The 17,459-nt window shown below is 73.4% G+C and carries 17 protein-coding genes; 9 read left to right on the top strand and 8 right to left on the bottom strand.

Features of this window, described 5'->3' with window-relative positions; genetic code table 11:
• Window positions 1-57: 57 nt before the first annotated feature.
• Window positions 58-879, top strand: a complete 822-nt coding sequence (locus tag AB0C76_RS23365; protein WP_329928928.1) for an integrase — start codon at window positions 58-60, stop codon at window positions 877-879.
• A gap of 31 nt (window positions 880-910) precedes the next feature.
• Here AB0C76_RS23365 and AB0C76_RS23360 read toward each other — a convergent pair whose 3' ends face one another.
• Window positions 911-1,861: a pirin family protein gene (locus AB0C76_RS23360; protein WP_359968642.1), complete on the bottom strand. Its 951-nt coding sequence runs from the start codon at window positions 1,859-1,861 to the stop codon at window positions 911-913.
• A gap of 183 nt (window positions 1,862-2,044) precedes the next feature.
• Window positions 2,045-2,479, bottom strand: a complete 435-nt coding sequence (locus AB0C76_RS23355; RefSeq protein ID WP_359968765.1) for an SseB family protein — start codon at window positions 2,477-2,479, stop codon at window positions 2,045-2,047.
• Window positions 2,480-2,762: 283 nt separating this feature from the next.
• Between AB0C76_RS23355 and AB0C76_RS23350 the strand changes: the two genes are divergently transcribed.
• On the top strand, window positions 2,763-4,592 hold the full coding sequence (locus tag AB0C76_RS23350; RefSeq protein ID WP_359968640.1) for an acyl-CoA dehydrogenase: 1,830 nt from the start codon (window positions 2,763-2,765) through the stop codon (window positions 4,590-4,592).
• A gap of 84 nt (window positions 4,593-4,676) precedes the next feature.
• Here the strand turns inward: AB0C76_RS23350 and AB0C76_RS23345 are convergent, their stop codons facing one another.
• On the bottom strand, window positions 4,677-5,615 hold the full coding sequence (locus AB0C76_RS23345; protein WP_359968637.1) for a peptidoglycan-binding domain-containing protein: 939 nt from the start codon (window positions 5,613-5,615) through the stop codon (window positions 4,677-4,679).
• Between the two features lie 310 nt (window positions 5,616-5,925).
• On the opposite strand from AB0C76_RS23345, the gene AB0C76_RS23340 reads away from it, so the two are divergent.
• The gene (locus tag AB0C76_RS23340; RefSeq protein ID WP_359968634.1) at window positions 5,926-7,233 is read left to right on the top strand and encodes a M18 family aminopeptidase; all 1,308 of its coding nucleotides are present in this window, start codon (window positions 5,926-5,928) and stop codon (window positions 7,231-7,233) included.
• Between the two features lie 79 nt (window positions 7,234-7,312).
• Here the strand turns inward: AB0C76_RS23340 and AB0C76_RS23335 are convergent, their stop codons facing one another.
• The 3 genes from AB0C76_RS23335 to AB0C76_RS23325 all read right to left on the bottom strand — a co-directional run bounded on the left by AB0C76_RS23335 (window position 7,313) and on the right by AB0C76_RS23325 (window position 10,099).
• Window positions 7,313-9,133 (bottom strand): NHL domain-containing thioredoxin family protein, encoded by a 1,821-nt coding sequence (locus tag AB0C76_RS23335; RefSeq protein ID WP_359968631.1) that lies wholly within the window; start codon window positions 9,131-9,133, stop codon window positions 7,313-7,315.
• An 87-nt stretch (window positions 9,134-9,220) separates the two neighbouring features.
• Window positions 9,221-9,733, bottom strand: a complete 513-nt coding sequence (locus tag AB0C76_RS23330; protein WP_359968628.1) for a GNAT family N-acetyltransferase — start codon at window positions 9,731-9,733, stop codon at window positions 9,221-9,223.
• Window positions 9,734-9,751: 18 nt separating this feature from the next.
• A complete protein-coding gene (locus AB0C76_RS23325) occupies window positions 9,752-10,099 on the bottom strand; it encodes a helix-turn-helix domain-containing protein (RefSeq protein ID WP_359968625.1) in 348 nt (115 codons plus the stop codon).
• A 97-nt stretch (window positions 10,100-10,196) separates the two neighbouring features.
• Between AB0C76_RS23325 and AB0C76_RS23320 the strand changes: the two genes are divergently transcribed.
• Window positions 10,197-11,081: an NAD(P)-binding domain-containing protein gene (locus AB0C76_RS23320; protein WP_359968622.1), complete on the top strand. Its 885-nt coding sequence runs from the start codon at window positions 10,197-10,199 to the stop codon at window positions 11,079-11,081.
• 23 nt (window positions 11,082-11,104) lie between these two features.
• Complete coding sequence (locus tag AB0C76_RS23315) at window positions 11,105-11,677, top strand: GNAT family N-acetyltransferase (protein WP_359968619.1); 573 nt, start codon at window positions 11,105-11,107, stop codon at window positions 11,675-11,677.
• Window positions 11,678-11,722: 45 nt separating this feature from the next.
• On the opposite strand, the gene AB0C76_RS23310 is transcribed toward AB0C76_RS23315, so the two are convergent.
• Window positions 11,723-12,778: an aldo/keto reductase gene (locus AB0C76_RS23310; RefSeq protein ID WP_359968616.1), complete on the bottom strand. Its 1,056-nt coding sequence runs from the start codon at window positions 12,776-12,778 to the stop codon at window positions 11,723-11,725.
• 177 nt (window positions 12,779-12,955) lie between these two features.
• Here AB0C76_RS23310 and AB0C76_RS23305 point away from each other — a divergent pair, with 177 nt between their 5' ends.
• The 4 genes from AB0C76_RS23305 (at window position 12,956) to cutA (ending at window position 15,583) form a co-directional block, all read left to right on the top strand.
• Window positions 12,956-13,888 (top strand): hypothetical protein, encoded by a 933-nt coding sequence (locus AB0C76_RS23305; protein ID WP_359968614.1) that lies wholly within the window; start codon window positions 12,956-12,958, stop codon window positions 13,886-13,888.
• Window positions 13,889-13,983: 95 nt separating this feature from the next.
• Entirely contained in the window at window positions 13,984-14,178 is a 195-nt protein-coding gene (locus AB0C76_RS23300; protein ID WP_359968611.1) for a hypothetical protein, read from the top strand.
• A 64-nt stretch (window positions 14,179-14,242) separates the two neighbouring features.
• Complete coding sequence (locus AB0C76_RS23295; RefSeq protein ID WP_359968608.1) at window positions 14,243-15,145, top strand: class I SAM-dependent methyltransferase; 903 nt, start codon at window positions 14,243-14,245, stop codon at window positions 15,143-15,145.
• An 81-nt stretch (window positions 15,146-15,226) separates the two neighbouring features.
• Window positions 15,227-15,583: a divalent-cation tolerance protein CutA gene (gene cutA, locus AB0C76_RS23290; protein ID WP_359968605.1), complete on the top strand. Its 357-nt coding sequence runs from the start codon at window positions 15,227-15,229 to the stop codon at window positions 15,581-15,583.
• A gap of 36 nt (window positions 15,584-15,619) precedes the next feature.
• Here the strand turns inward: cutA and metG are convergent, their stop codons facing one another.
• Window positions 15,620-17,347 (bottom strand): methionine--tRNA ligase, encoded by a 1,728-nt coding sequence (gene metG / locus AB0C76_RS23285; RefSeq protein WP_359968602.1) that lies wholly within the window; start codon window positions 17,345-17,347, stop codon window positions 15,620-15,622.
• Window positions 17,348-17,459: the final 112 nt, after the last annotated feature.

Raw genomic sequence — 17,459 nt, 5'->3', positions numbered from 1 at the left:
CGCCACACCGGCGCAAGGGTCTGGGCGCGGGCCGGGGGAGGCGGCCACACTGTCGGGATGCAGCTACAGCTCGCAGGGGAAGCACGGCGGCCCGGCCGCGAGAGCGAGGACTTCGCGGCGGCTTCGCCGGAAGCGCTGGTACTGCTGGACGGTGCGAGCTCACCGGCCGGCCTGGAGTCCGGCTGTCGGCACGGGACCGCCTGGTACGTCCGCCGGCTGGGCGTGCACCTGCTCGCCCGGCTCACCGACCGGGTGGACCGCTCGATCGCCGAGTGCCTGGCCGACGCCATCGTCGAGACGGCCGCGCTGCACGGCGGTCGGTGCGACCTGGCCCACCCGAACACGCCCGCCGCGATGGTCGTCGCCGCGCGGCGGCACGGCGAGTCGCTGGAGTACCTGGTGCTCGGCGACTCGCTGCTGGTGCTGGAGTTCAAGGACGGCCCGCCGCGGGTGATCGGGGACAACCAGCGCTTCCCCGGCGGCGAGGGCCTGCGCCGCCAGATCTGGCAGACCGTGCCCGGCTCCACCGAGCGGGCCGCGCTGCACCTGGAGTACGCACTCGCCGTCCGCGCCGCGCGCAACACCGGGAACGGCCCGTGGATCGCCGCAGCCAGCCCGCGCGCGGCCGGGCACGCCGAGACGGGCTTCGTCCGGCTGGAGCGCCTGCGGGCGCTGGCAGCGCTGACCGACGGCGCCTCGCGCTACACCGAGCGCTTCGGTCTGGGCAGCTGGGCGGACGCGCTGCGGCTGCTCGCCGAGTCGGGCCCGGGGGAGCTGATCGCCCAGGTCCGCGAGGTCGAGCGGGCGGACGCCGCGTGCGAGCGGTGGCCGCGCGGCAAGGCGCAGGACGACGCCTCGGCCGTCTACGCGCTGCTGTAGGCGACCGAGGCGTCCGGGTCCGCGGGGCCGGTCAGTCGACCGGGTGGCCGAACGAGCCGGACTGGTAGTCCCGCATGGCCTGCTCCAGTTCGCGGTGGCTGTTCATCACGAACGGCCCGTACCAGGCGACCGGCTCCCGGATCGGCTGCCCGCCCAGGACGATGACGTCCAGGGTGGGGTGCCGGGAGTCCTGCTTGGCGTCGGCGGCGATGGTGATCGTGTCGCCCTCGCCGAACACCGCGGCCTGTCCGCTGCGGATCGGCCGGCGCTCGGCGCCGATCGTGCCGTCGCCGTTCAGGACGTACGCCAGCGCGTTGAAGTCCTGCTTCCACGGCAGGGTGACCTGCGCGCCCGGGGTGACGGTGGCGTGCAGCAGGGTGATCGGGGTGTGGGTGACGCCCGGGCCCCGGTACCCGCCCAGCTCGCCCGCGATCAGCCGCAGGATCGAGCCGCCGTCCGGAGTGGAGAGCAGCTTGACGTGGCCGCCGTGGATGTCCTGGTAGCGCGGGGCGGTCATCTTGTCGGACGCCGGGAGGTTGACCCACAGCTGGATGCCGTGGAACAGGCCGCCGGACAGCACCAGCGACTCCGGCGGGGTCTCGATGTGCAGGATGCCGGAGCCGGCCGTCATCCACTGGGTGTCACCGCCGCCGAGGTGGCCGCCGCCGCCGTGCGAGTCCTTGTGGATGAACTCGCCGTCGATCAGGTAGGTGACCGTCTCGAAGCCGCGGTGCGGGTGCCAGGGCGTGCCCTTGGGCTCGCCCGCGGCGTACTCCACCTCGCCCATCTGGTCCATCATGATGAACGGGTCGAGGTACTTGGTGTTGATCTTGGCGAAGGCGCGGCGCACCGGGAAGCCCTCGCCCTCGAAGCCCTCGGGTGCGGTGACCACGGTGAGGACGGGCCGCGCAGTCGTGGCGGCGGGGTCGGGGGTGGCGACGCGCGGGAGGGTCAGCGGGTTCTCGACGGTCACGGCGGGCATGTCGGCCTCCTTCGGGGGGTTCCTCTGGCCTACGTCCACGAGAGTAGTTCAATTCTCAACAAGTAGCAAGTTGAAAATTGAACTATGAGAGTGCGGAAGGGCTCGTCTCCTCCTCCGGGCGTCTCGCCGCAGTCGCCCCGGCCGTCTGTGGAGCGATGGCTGCCGGCGGTCGCGCAGCGGCCGTCAGCCGTACATGCGGCGCATGGTGAAGTCCACCATCTGCTCCACGGCCTTCGCGTCGAAGACCATCCGGTGCTCGCCCTCCATGTCCAGCGCGAAGCCGTAGCCGGTCGGCAGGAGGTCCAGGACCTCGGCGCCGGTCACGGTGAAGTGCTTGGAGTCCTTGCCGGCGTAGCGGCGCAGCTCCTTGAGCGAGCTGAACATCGGGATCACCGGCGTGGGCGTGTTGTGCAGCGCCAGGAAGCCGGGGCGGTCGCCGCGCGGGCAGTGCACCTTGGAGGTGATGAAGATGGCCTGGAAGTCCTCGACGGCCATCGATCCGGTGGTGAAGGCCCGGACGGCGTCCGCGAGGGACGGCGGGGAGGGTTCCGGGTAGAGCGACTGCTGCGACGCCTGGGACTGCGCGCCGTAGGCGTCGGCGCCGGGCATGCCGTTCATGCCCGGCTGCGGACCCGCCTGCTGCTGGTAGGGGTCGCCCGGGTATGCGTTCTGGTCATATCCGTACACACGGACAGGCTAGCGGGAGCGCACCCGCGCGCGCTGGCGTCGATCCTGACAAGGAGTCGTCGTCCCGCCTTGTGGGACGTGACCACGTTCATAGCGGATTCACCGTCGGGGGCTTGCCCAAGTTACCGCTGGGTAGCATCATGATGCCTACTGGTGGGTACGGGGCGCCGGAACGCGGCGGTCTCCCGGAAGCGACGAACCGGAGAAAACGGCCATGGGTCACTACAAGTCCAACCTGCGGGACGTGGAGTTCAACCTCTTCGAGGTGTTCGGCCGCGACCAGGTGTACGGCACCGGACCGTTCGCCGACATGGACGTCGAGACCGCGAAGAACATCCTGAGCGAGATCTCGCGCCTCGCCGAGAACGACCTCGCCGCGTCCTTCGTCGACGCCGACCGCAACCCGCCGGTCTTCGACCCGGAGACCAACACCGCCCCGATCCCGGCCTCGTTCAAGAAGAGCTACCAGACCTTCATGGACGCCGAGTGGTGGCGCCTGGGCATCCCGGAGTCCATCGGCGGCCAGGTCACCCCGAACTCGCTGATCTGGGCCTTCGCCGAGCAGATCCTGGGCTCGAACCCGGCCATCTGGATGTACTCCTCCGGCCCGGCCTTCGCCGGCGTCATCGCCGAGGAGGGCACCGAGGAGCAGCTGGAGATCGCCAAGCGGATGACCGACCGCCTGTGGGGCTCCACCATGGTCCTCACCGAGCCCGACGCGGGCTCCGACGTGGGTGCCGGCCGCACGAAGGCGATCCAGCAGGAGGACGGCTCCTGGCACATCGAGGGCGTCAAGCGCTTCATCACCTCGGGCGAGCACGACATGTCCGAGAACATCATCCACATGGTGCTGGCCCGCCCCGAGGGCGGTAAGCCGGGCACCAAGGGCCTCGGTCTGTTCATCGTCCCGAAGTTCGACTTCGACTGGGAGACCGGCGAGCTCGGCGAGCGCAACGGCGTCTACGCCACCAACGTCGAGCACAAGATGGGCCTCAAGGCCTCGAACACCTGCGAGATGACCTTCGGTGCCAAGCACCCGGCCAAGGGCTGGCTGCTCGGCGAGAAGGTCGACGGCATCCGCCAGATGTTCAAGATCATCGAGTTCGCCCGCATGATGGTCGGCACGAAGGCCATCGCCACCCTCTCCACCGGCTACCTGAACGCCCTGGAGTACGCCAAGGAGCGCGTGCAGGGCGCCGACATCTCGCAGTTCCTGGACAAGACCGCCCCGCGCGTCACCATCACCCACCACCCGGACGTGCGCCGCTCGCTGCTGACCCAGAAGGCCTACGCCGAGGGCATGCGCGCGCTGGTCCTGTTCACCGCGTCCACCCAGGACGACATGATGGCCGCCAAGCTGCGCGGCGAGCGCGACGAGGCCGCCGAGCGCCTGAACGACCTGCTCCTGCCGATCGTCAAGGGCTACGGCTCGGAGAAGTCCTACGAGCAGCTCGCCCAGTCCCTGCAGACCTTCGGTGGCTCCGGCTACCTGCAGGAGTACCCGATCGAGCAGTACATCCGCGACGCCAAGATCGACACCCTCTACGAGGGCACCACGGCGATCCAGGGCCAGGACTTCTTCTTCCGCAAGATCGTCAAGGACGGCGGCCAGGCCCTCACCGCGCTGTCCGAGCAGATCCAGAAGTTCCTCGCCTCGGCGGAGGGCGGCGACGCCCTGGCCGCCGAGCGCGAGCTGCTCGCCAAGGCCGCCGGCGACCTGGAGGGCATCGTCGGCAAGCTGCTGGCCGACCTCTCCTCGGTCGAGCAGGACGTCAAGAACATGTACAAGGTGGGCCTCAACACCACCCGCCTGCTGATGGTCTCCGGCGACGTCGTGGTCGGCTGGCTGCTGCTGCGCCAGGCCGCGGTGGCCCTGGCCAAGCTGGAGGCCGGCGCTTCGGAGAAGGACGTCCCGTTCTACCAGGGCAAGGTCGCGGCGGCCCGCTTCTTCGCCAAGAACGTCCTGCCGACCGTCGCCCCGCAGCGTCTGATCGCCGAGGGCATCGACAACGAGATCATGGACCTGGCGGAGGAGGCCTTCTAGGCCCTCGCCCTTTCCGGACTGCCTGACGGAACCCTCATGCCGAAGGGCCCGACCCACCCGGTCGGGTCCTTCGGCATTCGCCGCTCACCCGCTCCGCAGGGCCTTCAGCGGGTCCGTGCGGGCCGCCCGGAGCGCGGGCAGGAACGGCACGTGGGCGGCGGGCACCATCGGGCCGTTCACCGTCCTGGCCTTCCCGAGTGCGGCCCGGTCGGAGGCCAACTGCGTCCTGGCGGCGGCTGGTTGCTGGTCGATGTCGGTGCCGGGCCCCGGTGCCGAGGGGGCTGGGGCGTGGCGGGCGCGGCGGTCGGAGCGGGTGCCTGAGTGGCGCCGGCCCGTTGCTGCGCGGTGAGGCCGTCCGCCGTCTGCCGGTCGGTGTCCCGCCTTCGGTGCCGCGTCCATCGCCTTCCGTGCCGCGTCCACCGCCTGCTGGGTGGTGGCGCCGGTGGTCGGCACCGGGTAGCCGAGTCCGCCCTGGAACGCCGTCACGGCCGCCGCCGTCCCCGGGCCGAACGTCCCCTTGTCGTCGTCGCCGACCGGGTGCCCCAACCCCGGCAGCGCGTCCTGGAGTTCGGCGACGTCCGGGCCGGTGGCGCCCGGCTTGACGTCCCGGTACGCGGGCACCGGCCCCGGCGGTGCGAACAGCGGCTGCCCGGACACCTCCGCGAGGAGCCGCCCCGCCGTCGCGGTGTCCCCGGTCCCGACCCCGCGCTTCGACACGAACAGCCGGGTGACCTCCGGCGACTCGGCCGACGGCACCACGTCCTGATGCTCCGGCGGGTACACCACCGCCCGCGCCGTCACCGACCTCGTCAGCACCTGGCTCACCACGGGCGCGGTGAGCAGGCTGTCCGGCGGCGGTGCCGTCCGCTCCGCGCGCTCGGCCGGCGACTTCACGAACGCCGCGGCTCCCAGCCCGCCGACCCCCACCAGCACCCGCTTGCGCCGGGCACCCCGTGACGGCCCGGCCGGCGGATCGGCGGCGTCGTCGTCGGCGCCCCCGGCGGCCATCGTCGGTGTGGTCAACGCACCCCTCGCAACGGTGACTTCACCGCACCGAAGTATCGTCGACCGGACGCCGCCGCGGTCCGGAACCGGCCGCCCGGCCCGTGCGTCGCGCCGCCGCCGGCGACCGCAGTCCCCGGCGGCCGGATGACCGTCCGCGACCAGGGGCGTTCGTTGGGTGAACGGTGGTGGGGGCGACGGCACTTCACGGTTGTGTCTGCGTTTCGCATCCGTTGCGACGTTGCGAGTGCCCTGTCCGTGTACGGGCATATGCTCAGGGTGCGAAGCCGACCCCCATCCGGCTCCGGCCCTCCCTCGACTCAGGAGCAGTATGTCGCCCGCCGCCCGACAGGCGTTCTTCGACCGGACGCACACCGATGATCTGATCGCGTTCCTCGGAACCTCGCCTTCCCCGTACCACGCGGTTGCGAGCGCCGCCGAGCGGCTGGAGAAGGCGGGCTTCCGGCAGGTCGCCGAGACGGACGCGTGGGACGCTGCGGCCGGTGGGCGCTACGTCATCCGCGGCGGCGCGCTCATCGCCTGGTACCTGCCCGAGGGCGCCGGGCCCGAGACGCCGTTCCGCGTGGTCGGGACGCACACCGACTCGCCGAACCTGCGGGTCAAGCCGGTGCCGGACACCGGCTCGGCAGGCTGGCGGCAGGTCGCGGTGGAGATCTACGGCGGCGTCCCGCTGAACACCTGGCTCGACCGGGACCTCGGGCTGTCGGGTCGGCTGGCCCTGAAGGACGGCAGCTGGCGCCTGGTGCAGCTGGACGAGCCGCTGCTGCGCGTGCCGCAGTTGGCGATCCACCTGGACCGCCAGGTCAACGACGGCATGAAGCTCGACAAGCAGCGCCACCTCACCCCGATCTGGGGCCTCGGCCCGGTCGACGAGGGCGGCCTGATCTCCTACGTCGCCCAGCGGGCCGGCCTGGAGCCGGCCGACGTGGTCGGCTGGGACCTCATGACGCACGACGTCCAGCCCGCCTCCTACCTCGGCCGCGACCGCGAGCTGCTGGCCGGCCCGCGCCTGGACAACCTGCTGTCCGTGCACGCGGCCACCGCCGCGCTCGCCGCCGTCGCCACCGCCGAGGGCGCCGCGGACCTGCCGTACATCCCGGTGCTGGCCGCCTTCGACCACGAGGAGACCGGCAGCGAGTCGGACACCGGCGCGCAGAGCCCGCTGCTCGGCAACGTCCTGGACCGCACCGTCTTCGCGCGCGGCGGCTCCCCGGAGGACCGTGCCCGGGCGCTGGCCGGCACGGTCTGCCTCTCCTCGGACATGGGTCACGCGATCCACCCGAACTACACCGAGCGGCACGAGCCGGGCCACCACCCGATGCCGAACGGCGGCCCGATCCTCAAGGTCAACGTCAACAACCGCTACGCGACCGACGGCGTCGGCCGGGCCGTCTTCGCGGCGGCCTGCGAGCGGGCCGGCGTGCCGTGGCAGTCCTTCGTCTCCAACAACGCCATGCCCTGCGGCACGACGATCGGCCCGATCACCGCGGCCCGCCTGGGCATCAGGACGGTCGACTGCGGCATCGCGGCGCTGTCCATGCACTCGGCGCGCGAGCTGTGCGGCGCGGACGATCCGTTCCTGCTGGCCGGCGCGATCAAGGCCTTCCTGGAGGGCTGAGAGGCCCGAACGTGCGAAGGGCCCGGCGGGACTCCGTAGAACCGGAGGAGTCCGCCGGGCCCTTCGCACGTCCTGCGGGCTACTCCAGGCCGGCGAGCACCAGCGGCAGGCGGCGGGCGCCGTCGGCGACCAGCTTCACCGGCACGCCCCAGTCCTGCTGGTGCACGTGGCAGGCCGGGTACTCGATCTCCGGGTCGTCGTCGCAGGAGGCGGCCATCGCCGACACGTGCAGCACGCCCTCGGCGACCTCGCCGGACAGGACCAGCTCGCGCGAGAGGTCGGAGTCCGCGCCCGCGCCGGAGACCAGCAGCTCCGGCGGCGTGGAGCTGACCAGCAGCCGGGTGGACGGGCCGTAGCGCTCGTCCAGCTTCTGGCCGCTCGGCGCGGAGAAGACCACGTCCAGCCGGAACGGGCCCGGCGCGACCTCGGTGGCCGCGCGCTGGGTGCGGTGCGCGACCGACTCGACCCGCACCGCCTCCTCGGGCAGCCGCAGCCTGGTCAGCCGGTGCCGGGCCGACTCGACCACGACGATGTCCTCGTCCACCAGGACGGCCCCGGACGGCTCGCGCAGGTCGGTGGCCAGCGTGCTGACCTCGCCGGTCGCCGGGTCGAAGCGGCGCAGCGCGTGGTTGTAGGTGTCGGCGACGGCCACCGAGCCGTCGGGCAGGACGGTGACGCCCAGCGGGTGCTGGAACAGGGCCTGGTCGGCGGCGCCGTCGCGGTGGCCGAAGTCGAACAGGCCGGTGCCGACGGCCGTGTGGACCTCGTTGGTTCCACGTGAAACCCAGCGCAGGGCGGACGTCTCGGAGTCGGCGACCCAGAGCTTCTCGCCGTCCGCGGAGACCGCGAGGCCGGACGGCTGGGCGAACCAGGCCTCGCCGGCGGGGCCGTCGACCAGGCCCTCGTTGGTCGTGCCGGCCGCGACGGCGACCGTGCCGGCCGCAGGGTCGTACGCCCACAGCTGGTGCACGCCGGCCATGGCGATCCACACCCGGCCGTCGAACCAGGCGACGTCCCACGGCGAGGAGAGGTCCACCTCGCGGGCCGGGCCCTCGGTGGCCGAGCCCTGCCACCACTGGCGGCCGGTGCCGGCCAGCGTGGTGACGTGGCCGTCGGCCAGCCGGACGCCGCGCAGGGCGTGGTTGACGGTGTCGGCGACGACGACGTCGTAGTCGTACGGGTGCCCCTCGGGCAGCAGCACGAGGCCCTGCGGCTCGCTGAACCGCGGGTCGGTGCCGTCCACCAGGCCGCGCTGCCCGTCGCCGATCCGGCGCACCACCGTCTCGCCGTCCTCGGCCAGCTCGACCAGCGAGTGGTGGCCGGAGTCGGCGACCAGGAAGTGGCCGTTGCCCAGGCGCACCGCCTTGCCCGGGAACTTGAGGTCCCCGGCGGTCGGCTCCGGCGCCACGTACGGGCCGTCGCCGCGGCGCAGCGTGCCCTTGGCGGCGTGTTCCTCCTCCAGCTCCTCCACCAGCCGCGCGATCGCGTGCGCGTGGCCCTCGCCGGCGTGCTGGGCGACGACGTACCCCTCGGGGTCGATCACCACGAGCGTCGGCCAGGCGCGCACCGCGTACTGCTTCCAGGTGACGAGCGCCGGGTCGTCCAGGACCGGGTGGTGCACCTCGTACCGGGCGACGGCGTCGACGACGGCCTGGTGGTCGGCCTCGTGCACGAACTTGGGCGAGTGCACGCCGACGATCACCACGGTGTCGCGGTGCTTCTCCTCCAGCTCGCGCAGTTCGTCGAGGACGTGGAGGCAGTTGATGCAGCAGAAGGTCCAGAAGTCCAGAACGGTGATCTTGCCCCGGAAGTCGGCGAGGGTGAGCTCCTTGCCGCCGGTGTTGAGCCAACCGCCTGCGCCGACCAGCTCGGGGGCGCGTACTCGTGCACGAGATGCCATGGCTGTATCCAACCCCATCGGGTGGGGACGGCATTCCGGGGAGGGTGGGGCGCGTGGGGTGGGTGGGGCGCAGGGGTGGCGGTGGGGTCAGGTGGACCGGCCGAGACGCCTCTGCCAGCGGGTTTCGCCGTCCTGCCGTTCGGCGGTCGGGGCGAGGCCGAGGGCGCGGGCCACGGCGGCGGAGGCGTGGTGGTCGGGGTGGATGTGGGCCGTCACGGTGGTGATGCCGGCGGCGGCGAGGTGGGCGAGCAGGGTGCGGGCGGCCTCGGCGGCGAGGCCGTGGCCCTGCCAGGGCGTGCCGACCACCCAGGCGAGCTCGGCGCCGTCCCCGCGGACCGTGGCCTGGACGTAGCCCGCGAGGCGGCCGTCGGGGTGGAGGCGCAGCGCCCAGTTGCCCCAGGTCTCGGCGGGGTCGGGGGAGCCGGCGGCGAGCCGGGCGTAGCGGGTGCGCAGGGCGTCGGCGCCGTCCGGGGTGCCGCCGGTGAAGGCGTGCAGAGCCGGGTCGGCCAGGGCGGCGGCCATCTCCTCGGCGTGTCCGGGCCGCAGGGGGACGAGGTCGAGGCGTTCGCCGTGCAGGGTCGTGGTGGTGTCCGGGTGCATGGGTCCGTTCGGGGCCTTTCAGTGCGGGTGCGGGCTCGTGCCGAGGACGTGGTCCCGTCCCCACGCGCCGAGTGGCGCCAGTGCCGCGTTGAGACGCGTGCCGGCGTCGGTCAGCGTGTACTCGACCCGGGGCGGTACCTCGTCGTGCGCCTCGCGGTGCACGATGCCGTCCGCCTCCAGTTCGCGCAGGTGGGCGGCGAGCACCTTCTCGGTGATGCCCGGCACCAGGCGGCGCAGCTCGCCGAAGCGGCAGCCCGGGCGGGCGTCCAGCGCCCAGAGGATCAGCACCTTCCACTTGCCGCCGATCACGTCCATCGCGGCGTCGATCCCGCAGACGTACGCCCCCGGCCTCGGCACGGTCGCCATCCCCCACCCCTTCCGACCTCGTCGCTCACCCCAGGGTAACCACCCACTTCCATGTGCGTACTTGATCGCCGGCGGTGCCGCGAAGAGGCTGATTCCCATGGGAAACACCGAAGTTGAGAAGACCCCCGTCACCCTGCTCGGGCTCGGCGCCATGGGCACCGCCCTGGCCCGTGCCTGGCTCGCCGCCGGGCACCCGCTGACCGTCTGGAACCGCAGCCCGGCCAGGGCCGGGGCGCTCGCCGCCGAGGGCGCGGTCGTCGCCGCCAGTGCCGCGGAGGCCGTCGCGGCCAACCGGCTGGTCGTGGTGTGCCTGCTCGACGACGCCTCCGTGGCGGAGGCGCTGGCCGACGCGGACCTCGCCGGGAAGGACGTGGTCAACCTGGTCACCGGCACCCCCGCCCAGGCCCGGGTCCGCGCCGGGTGGGCCGGCGGGCGCGGCGCGCGCTACCTGGACGGCGGGATCATGGCCGTCCCGCCGATGATCGGCGTCCCGGCGGCCGGGCCGTACGTGTTCTACAGCGGCTCGTCCGCGCTGTTCGAGGAGCACGCGGAGGTGCTCGCCGTGCCGGCCGGCACGCGGTACGTCGGGGCGGACCCGGGGCACGCGGCGCTGCACGACGTGGCGCTGCTCAGCGCGATGTACGGGATGTTCGCCGGGGTCGCGCACGCGTTCGCGCTGGTCAGGGAGGAGGCCGCGGTCGCGCCCGGCGACCTCGCGCCGCTGCTGGCCGGGTGGCTGACGGCGATGACCGGGTCGATCGCGAGGACGGCGGAGCAGTTGGCGAGCGGCGACTACGCCAAGGACGTGGCGTCGAACCTGGCGATGCAGGTGGCCGGGCGCCGGACGCTGCTGGGCACGGCCGAGGAGCAGGGTGTGAGCGACGAACTCCTGGCGCCGTACTTCCGGTTGATGGAGCGCAGACTCGCGCTCGGCGGCGGTGAGGAGGACCTGGCGGGGGTGGTCGACCTGCTGCGGGCCTGAGGCCCGGCCGGTAACGTACCGGCATGGCTGACCTTGAAGAACGCGCCAACGTCGTCGCGTCCGGTTCCCGGCAGGCCGGGGCGGGGGTGCCGGTCCGCCGGCGCCGCGTTCCGGACCTCGCCGAATGCGTCCGGCTGCTGGGCGACGTCCACGCCACCGACGGCTACCCGTCCGACTGGCCCGACCGCCCCGCCGCCTGGCTCACCCCCGAGGGGCTCCTCGCCGCGTGGGTGGCCGAGGCGGACGGCCGCATCCTCGGGCACGTCGCCCTCTCCCGCAGCGCCCCGGGGGACGCCGCCCCGGTGCTGTGGAGCCGCCGCACCGGGGCCCGGCCCGAGCTCACCGCCGTGGTGAACCGGCTCTACGTCGCCCCCGCCGCGCGCGGGCGGGGCGTCGGGGCGCGCCTGCTGGCGAACGCGCTGACCCACGCGCGGGCGCTCGGCCTGCACCCGGTCCTCGACGTCCTCGCCACCGACGCGGCGGCGGTGGCCTGCTACCGGCGTCTCGGCTGGACCTGGCTGGGCAGCGCCGACCAGCAGTGGGGCGGCGGACGGACCGTCGTCGTGCACTGTTTCGCGGCGCCCCGGGAGCGGTGAGGGCGGCGGGGGAACCGGCGTCACCGGCTCCCCCGCAGAGGCCCGTCAGCCCGCGGAGCGGTCCGCGGCCGGGCGGCGGCGCAGCGCGGGAGTGGTGAGCGCGGGCGGCTGCCAGGCGCCGTCCGCCTGGTAGAGGTTGGTGCCGGGCGGGACGATCGCGTCGATGCGGTCGAGGGTGGCGTCGTCGAGGACGAGGTCGGCGCCCTTGAGCGCGGATTCGAGCTGTTCCATCGTGCGCGGGCCGAGGATGACCGAGGTGACGGCCGGGTGGGCCAGCGGGAAGGCGACGGCCAGCTCGGGGAGCGTGCGGCCGAGGTCCTCGGCGAGCGCGGTGAAGCCCTCGACGGCGTCCAGCTTGGCCTGGGTGAGCGGCAGTTCCGGGTCGAAGCGGCCCGGGTTGATGGCGGCGCGGCCCCGCGAGAGGTCGATCGCCCGGCCCTTGCGGTACCGGCCGGTCAGGAAGCCGCCGGCCAGCGGGCCCCAGGTCAGCGCGCCCATGCCGAGCTGCTGGACGGTGGGCAGCACGTTCGCCTCGATGCCGCGGGCGAGCAGCGAGTACGGCGGCTGCTCGGTGCGGAAGCGCGGCAGGCCGCGGCGTTCGGCGACGTGGTACGCGTCGACGATCTGCTCGGCGGGGAAGGTCGAGCAGCCGAAGGCACGGATCTTGCCGGCCCGGACGAGGTCGTCGAGCGCGGAGAGGGTCTCCTCGACGTCGGTGGTGTGGTCCGGCCGGTGCACCTGGTACAGGTCGATCCGGTCGGTGCGCAGTCGCCGCAGGCTGTCCTCGACCTCCCGGACGATCCAGCGCCGGGAGTTGCCGCCCCGGTTGCGGCCCTCGCCCATCGGGAAGTGCACCTTGGTGGCGAGCACGATGTCGTCCCGGTCGCCGCGGGCGGCCAGCGCCTTGCCGACGATCTCCTCGGACTCGCCGGCCGAGTAGATGTCGGCGGTGTCGACGAAGTTGATGCCGCGGTCGAGCGCGGTGTGGATGATCCGGACGCAGTCGTCGTGGTCGGGGTTGCCGATCGCGCCGAACATCATGGTGCCGAGGCAGTAGGCACTGACTTCGATGCCGGTGCCGCCGAGGACGCGGTAGCGCATGGTGGTTCTCCCCCGAAGGTCTTGGGTGTCCCGTTCGTTGCGTCAGAGGCTAGGAGTTGGAGTGCACTCCAAGGCAAGCGTCCGTTCCCGGCCCGGCGCGCGGGATCCCCCGGCGGGGGGAGCGGATTCGTCGGAGCGGAGGAGGCCGGGGCGGGGCGCGCGGGCGAGCGTGGGGGCATGACGAGGAACGCGTGGGGTGTGGCCGGCTGGGGCGTCGCCTGTGCCGGGTTCGGGACGGGCTGCGCGCTGAGCGGGACGGACCTGCTCGGGGCCGTCTGGCCGGGCTGGGCGGTCGCCGGGGCGGGGGTGCTCGCGGTGCCGGCCGGGGTGGCGGCGGCCCGGGGGCGGCCGGGGCCGGCGCTGCGGGCGGTGCTGTGGGCGCTGGTCGGGGCGGCGGCGGTGGCGGCCTGGGGGCTGCTGATGGACGTGCTGATGCTGCTGACCGGCGCGGCCGTGGACAGCGGACCGGGGGCGGTGCTGCACGTGCTGTCGGCGGTCGGCGTCGTGCTGCTGGCGGGGGCTGCGCGCGTGCGTCCGCCCGCCGGGACCCGGGCGCCGGCCCCGGCTCCGTCCGAGGCCCCGGCGGTCGTCCAACTCGCCGCGTGGGCTGGCACGTTGGCCTTCGTCCCGTACGTCGTGATGAAGCTCAACTGGGCCTTCGGCGGCAGCTTCGCGGGGATCGACGGCGCCCGGATGCGGGTGACCGACGAGCGCAACGGCGCCTCCGGGCTCTGGCTCACCCTGGAGGACTGGGGGATCGACCCCACCGCGCTGATGGCCGCGCTCGGGGTGTTCCTGCTGTGGGGCCTGGTCCGGCCGTGGGGACAGGTCTTCCCGCGGTGGACCCTGGTGCTGAGCGGCCGCCGGGTGCCGCGCTGGCTGCCGCTCGCCCCCGCGCTGATCGGGGCCGGCACGCTGGCGCCGTACGGGCTGATGGGGGTCGGGTACCTCTCGCTGTGCACGGTCGGCGTGACGACGATCCGGACGGGCGACCTGCCGGCGCCGGACGACGCGCTGATGGTGGGCTGGGTCGGGATGAGCGCGTTCGCCGTGTACGGGGTGGCGCTGGCGGTCGCGGTCCGGTCGTACTGGCGGCGCACGGGTGGCTGAGCGCGGGTTCGCGGCTGGGCTTGATTTGCAGGAATGGCAACAAAGCTTGCCGTTCCTGTAGGAGCGGCCGCAGCCTGGCGGTGGAGGTGACCGCGATGAGCGAGAACAGCGTCAGGACGACGACCGTGGATCCCCCCGAGGACGGCTACGACGTGGTCGTGATCGGCGGGGGCGCGGCGGCGGCCTTCGCGCTCGGCCACGAGCTCACCGCGGAGGACGTCGAACGGGTGGTCGCCCGGTTCCGCGTGTCCGGGGAGCACCGCGCGTCCGCCGCCGCCCTGCCCGCCTGAGCGGGAGGCTCCCTCCCGTACGCCGCATCACCGCACTGACGACCACGACGATCGGAGACCCCGGATGTCCGGCCACCACCATCACCACCCCACCGAGGCCCGGGGCCACGAGCACGGCCACGACCACGTCCCCGCCGCCGACTTCGACTGGGACGCACTCGCCGCCCACCTGGAGCGCGAGGCCGAGCTGAAGGCCCCCGCCGTCACCGCCGCCGCCCACTGGCTGCGCGACCTGACCGCCGGCGGCGAGGTCCGGCGGGTGCTCGACGTCGGCAGCGGCCCGGGCGTGCTCGCCGGGCTGCTCGCCGAGGTCTTCCCGGCTGCCGAGGTGGTCGCGGTCGACCAGTCGGCGGCGCTGCTGGAGCGCGCCCGGACCCGCTCCGGCGGCCGCCTGACGATCCAGCAGGCCGATCTGCCCGAGGAGTTCGGCAAGCTCGGCGGGGCCGACCTGATCTGGTCCGCGAACGCGATCCACCACCTCGGCGACCAGCAGACCGCGCTCACCGGCCTGGCCGGCCTCCTGCGCCCCGGCGGGCTGCTGGCCGTCGCCGAGCGAGGACTGCCGCTGCGCTACCTGCCGCGCGACTTCGGCCTCGGCAAGGCCGGTTTCCAGGCCCGCCTGGACGCGGCCCACGAGGCGGGCTTCAGCACGATGCGCGCCGAACTGCCGGACGCCACCGAGGAGATCGAGGACTGGCCGGCCATGCTCGGCCGGGCCGGCCTGACCCCGACCGGCACCAGGACCTTCCTGATCGACCACCCGGCCCCGCTCGCCGCCCCCGCCCGCGAGCACCTGCACGCCCAGCTCGCCCGCCTGCACGACCAGCTCGCCGACCACCTGGACCCGCAGGACGCGGCCACGCTGGCGGCCCTGCTGGAGGAGGACGCCCCGACCGGGATCCTGCACCGGCCGGACGCCTTCTACCTGTCCGCGATGACGGTCCACACCGCCCGCGCGGCCCGGTAGCCGCGGAGCCCCCTGGGGCGCCCCCGGGATGCCGGTGGCACCCCGGGGGCCGATGCGTCCGGGGACCGGTACCGTCGCCCCATGACTGCCGACGAGCACGAGAACGAGCACCGGACCGAGCCCGGCTTCGTCGTCGTGACGACCACCCACGAGACCGAGGACCTGGCCCGGACCCTGGCCTCCGAGGCCGTCCGCGAGCGGCTGGCCGCGTGCGCGCAGGTGTACCCGGTCCGGTCCGTCTACTGGTGGGAGGGCGAGGTCCAGGACGCCGGGGAGTGGCGGATCGACCTCAAGACCAGGGCCGGACTCGCCGACCGGCTGGGCGCGTTCCTCACCGAGCGCCACGCGTACGAGACGCCCGAGGTGATCGCCGTCCCGGTGGTCGCGGGCAGCCCCGGCTACCTCGCGTGGGTCACCGCCGAGACGGCCGCTCCCTGACGCCCAGCGCTCCCGGGGGAATCCGCCCGCGAGCCCCTACTCGCCGCCGAAGCGCGCCGTCCAGGCCGCCAGGTCGTCGTCGGTGATCTTGGCGAACAGCACCGGCGGCACGGTGAACCCCGTCCCGGCCGGTACCAGGTCGAGCGACCGCGCCTCCTCCGGGGCGATCCAGCGCCGGGACGCCGCCGGGGAGTCGTCGGCCAGCGCGAACGCGCCGCGCATCGCCGCCGCGGTGGCCGGGACGAACGGCTCCGACACCACCGCGTACAGGTGGATCAGGTTCATCGCCGTGCGCAGCGTCAGCGCCGCCGCCTCCGGGTCGGTCTTCACCTGGAGCCAGGGCGCCTTCTCGTCCAGGTACGCGTTGCCGGCGCTCCACAGGGCGCGCAGGGCCTGCGCCGCCTTGCGGAAGTTGAGCGCGTCGAGCTGCGCCTCGTACTCGGCGAGCAGGCCGGCGATCTGCGCCCCGAGCCGCTCCTCCGCCTCGCCGGCGGCGTGCCCGCCGGGGACGTCGTCGCCGAAGCGCTTGCGGCTGAAGGTCAGCACCCGGTTGACGAAGTTGCCGAGGGTGTCGGCGAGGTCCTTGTTGACGACGGCGGCGAAGAGGTCCCAGGTGAAGCTGGAGTCGTCCGACTCGGGCGCGTGCGCCATCAGGAAGTAGCGCCAGTAGTCGGCCGGCAGCAGCTCCAGGGCGACGTCGGTGAAGATGCCGCGCCTCTGGCTGGTGGAGAACTTCCCGCCGTAGTAGGTCAGCCAGTTGAAGGCCTTGACCTGGTCGACCTTCTTCCACGGGCGGCGCGAGCCGAGGATCGTCGCGGGGAACATCACCGTGTGGAACGGGACGTTGTCCTTGGCCATGAACTCGGTGTAGCGGACGGTGCCGTCGGCCTCGTACCACCAGGACTTCCAGTCCCGCAGCTGCCCGGCCGGGGCCGCGTCCGCCCACTCCTTGGTGGCGCCGATGTACTCGATCGGGGCGTCGAACCAGACGTAGAACACCTTGCCCTCGGCGGCCAGCTCGGGCCACACGTCGGCCGGCACCGGGACGCCCCACTCCAGGTCACGGGTGATCGAGCGGTCCTGCAGGCCCTCGGTGAGCCACTTGCGGGCGATGGACGAGGCGAGTACCGGCCAGTCGTCGGCGTGGGCCGAGATCCACTCCTCGACCTCCTCCGTCAGCTTCGACTGGAGCAGGAACAGGTGCCTGGTCTCCCGCACCTCCAGGTCGGCGCTGCCGCTGATGGCCGAGCGCGGCTCCAGCAGGTCGGTCGGGTCCAGCACGCGCGTGCAGTTCTCGCACTGGTCGCCGCGCGCCTTGTCGTAGCCGCAGTGCGGGCAGGTGCCGACGATGTAGCGGTCCGGCAGGAAGCGGCCGTCGGCGTTGGAGTACACCTGGCGGATCGCGCGCTCCTCGATGAAGCCGTTGCGCTGGAGCTCGCGGGCGATCTCCTGGGTGATCTCCCGGTTCTGCGGCGAGGAGCTGCGGCCGAAGTGGTCGAAGGAGAGGCCGAAGCCGTCGTAGACCGCGCGCTGCGCGTCGTGCGCCCGGGCACAGAACTCGGCGACCGGCAGCCCGGCCTCCTGCGCGGCGAGTTCGGCGGGCGTGCCGTGCTCGTCCGTCGCGCAGATGTACAGCACCTCGTGGCCACGCTGGCGCAGGTAGCGGGAGTAGACGTCCGCCGGGAGCATCGACCCGACCATGTTGCCCAGGTGCTTGATCCCGTTGATGTACGGAAGGGCGCTGGTGATCAGGTGCCGAGCCATCCTGGGATGCTCCGATTTCTCCCGCACGCGCACCCCGCCCGGGGTGCCGTGCCAGGCGCAGGGTTCCACTGTGGGTGCCAAAGCCTACCGTCGTGGGTGCGGCCGGACCGTG

This window comes from Kitasatospora sp. NPDC048722, assembly GCF_040650235.1.
GTDB lineage: Bacteria > Actinomycetota > Actinomycetes > Streptomycetales > Streptomycetaceae > Kitasatospora.
This window is presented reverse-complemented; position numbering and strand designations above follow the sequence as displayed.

Excerpts from the sequence above, each read along its gene's own strand:
- AB0C76_RS23365 (WP_329928928.1), top strand. The coding sequence starts at position 58 with ATGCAGCTACAGCTCGCAGGGGAAGCACGGCGGCCCGGCCGCGAGAGC.
- AB0C76_RS23325 (WP_359968625.1), bottom strand. The coding sequence starts at position 10,099 with ATGGCGACCGTGCCGAGGCCGGGGGCGTACGTCTGCGGGATCGACGCC.
- AB0C76_RS23315 (WP_359968619.1), top strand. The coding sequence starts at position 11,105 with ATGGCTGACCTTGAAGAACGCGCCAACGTCGTCGCGTCCGGTTCCCGG.
- AB0C76_RS23320 (WP_359968622.1), top strand. The coding sequence starts at position 10,197 with ATGGGAAACACCGAAGTTGAGAAGACCCCCGTCACCCTGCTCGGGCTC.
- AB0C76_RS23310 (WP_359968616.1), bottom strand. The coding sequence starts at position 12,778 with ATGCGCTACCGCGTCCTCGGCGGCACCGGCATCGAAGTCAGTGCCTAC.
- AB0C76_RS23355 (WP_359968765.1), bottom strand. The coding sequence starts at position 2,479 with ATGAACGGCATGCCCGGCGCCGACGCCTACGGCGCGCAGTCCCAGGCG.
- AB0C76_RS23335 (WP_359968631.1), bottom strand. The coding sequence starts at position 9,133 with ATGGCATCTCGTGCACGAGTACGCGCCCCCGAGCTGGTCGGCGCAGGC.
- metG (WP_359968602.1), bottom strand. The coding sequence starts at position 17,347 with ATGGCTCGGCACCTGATCACCAGCGCCCTTCCGTACATCAACGGGATC.
- AB0C76_RS23300 (WP_359968611.1), top strand. The coding sequence starts at position 13,984 with ATGAGCGAGAACAGCGTCAGGACGACGACCGTGGATCCCCCCGAGGAC.
- cutA (WP_359968605.1), top strand. The coding sequence starts at position 15,227 with ATGACTGCCGACGAGCACGAGAACGAGCACCGGACCGAGCCCGGCTTC.
- AB0C76_RS23360 (WP_359968642.1), bottom strand. The coding sequence starts at position 1,861 with ATGCCCGCCGTGACCGTCGAGAACCCGCTGACCCTCCCGCGCGTCGCC.
- AB0C76_RS23305 (WP_359968614.1), top strand. The coding sequence starts at position 12,956 with ATGACGAGGAACGCGTGGGGTGTGGCCGGCTGGGGCGTCGCCTGTGCC.
- AB0C76_RS23350 (WP_359968640.1), top strand. The coding sequence starts at position 2,763 with ATGGGTCACTACAAGTCCAACCTGCGGGACGTGGAGTTCAACCTCTTC.
- AB0C76_RS23340 (WP_359968634.1), top strand. The coding sequence starts at position 5,926 with ATGTCGCCCGCCGCCCGACAGGCGTTCTTCGACCGGACGCACACCGAT.
- AB0C76_RS23295 (WP_359968608.1), top strand. The coding sequence starts at position 14,243 with ATGTCCGGCCACCACCATCACCACCCCACCGAGGCCCGGGGCCACGAG.
- AB0C76_RS23330 (WP_359968628.1), bottom strand. The coding sequence starts at position 9,733 with ATGCACCCGGACACCACCACGACCCTGCACGGCGAACGCCTCGACCTC.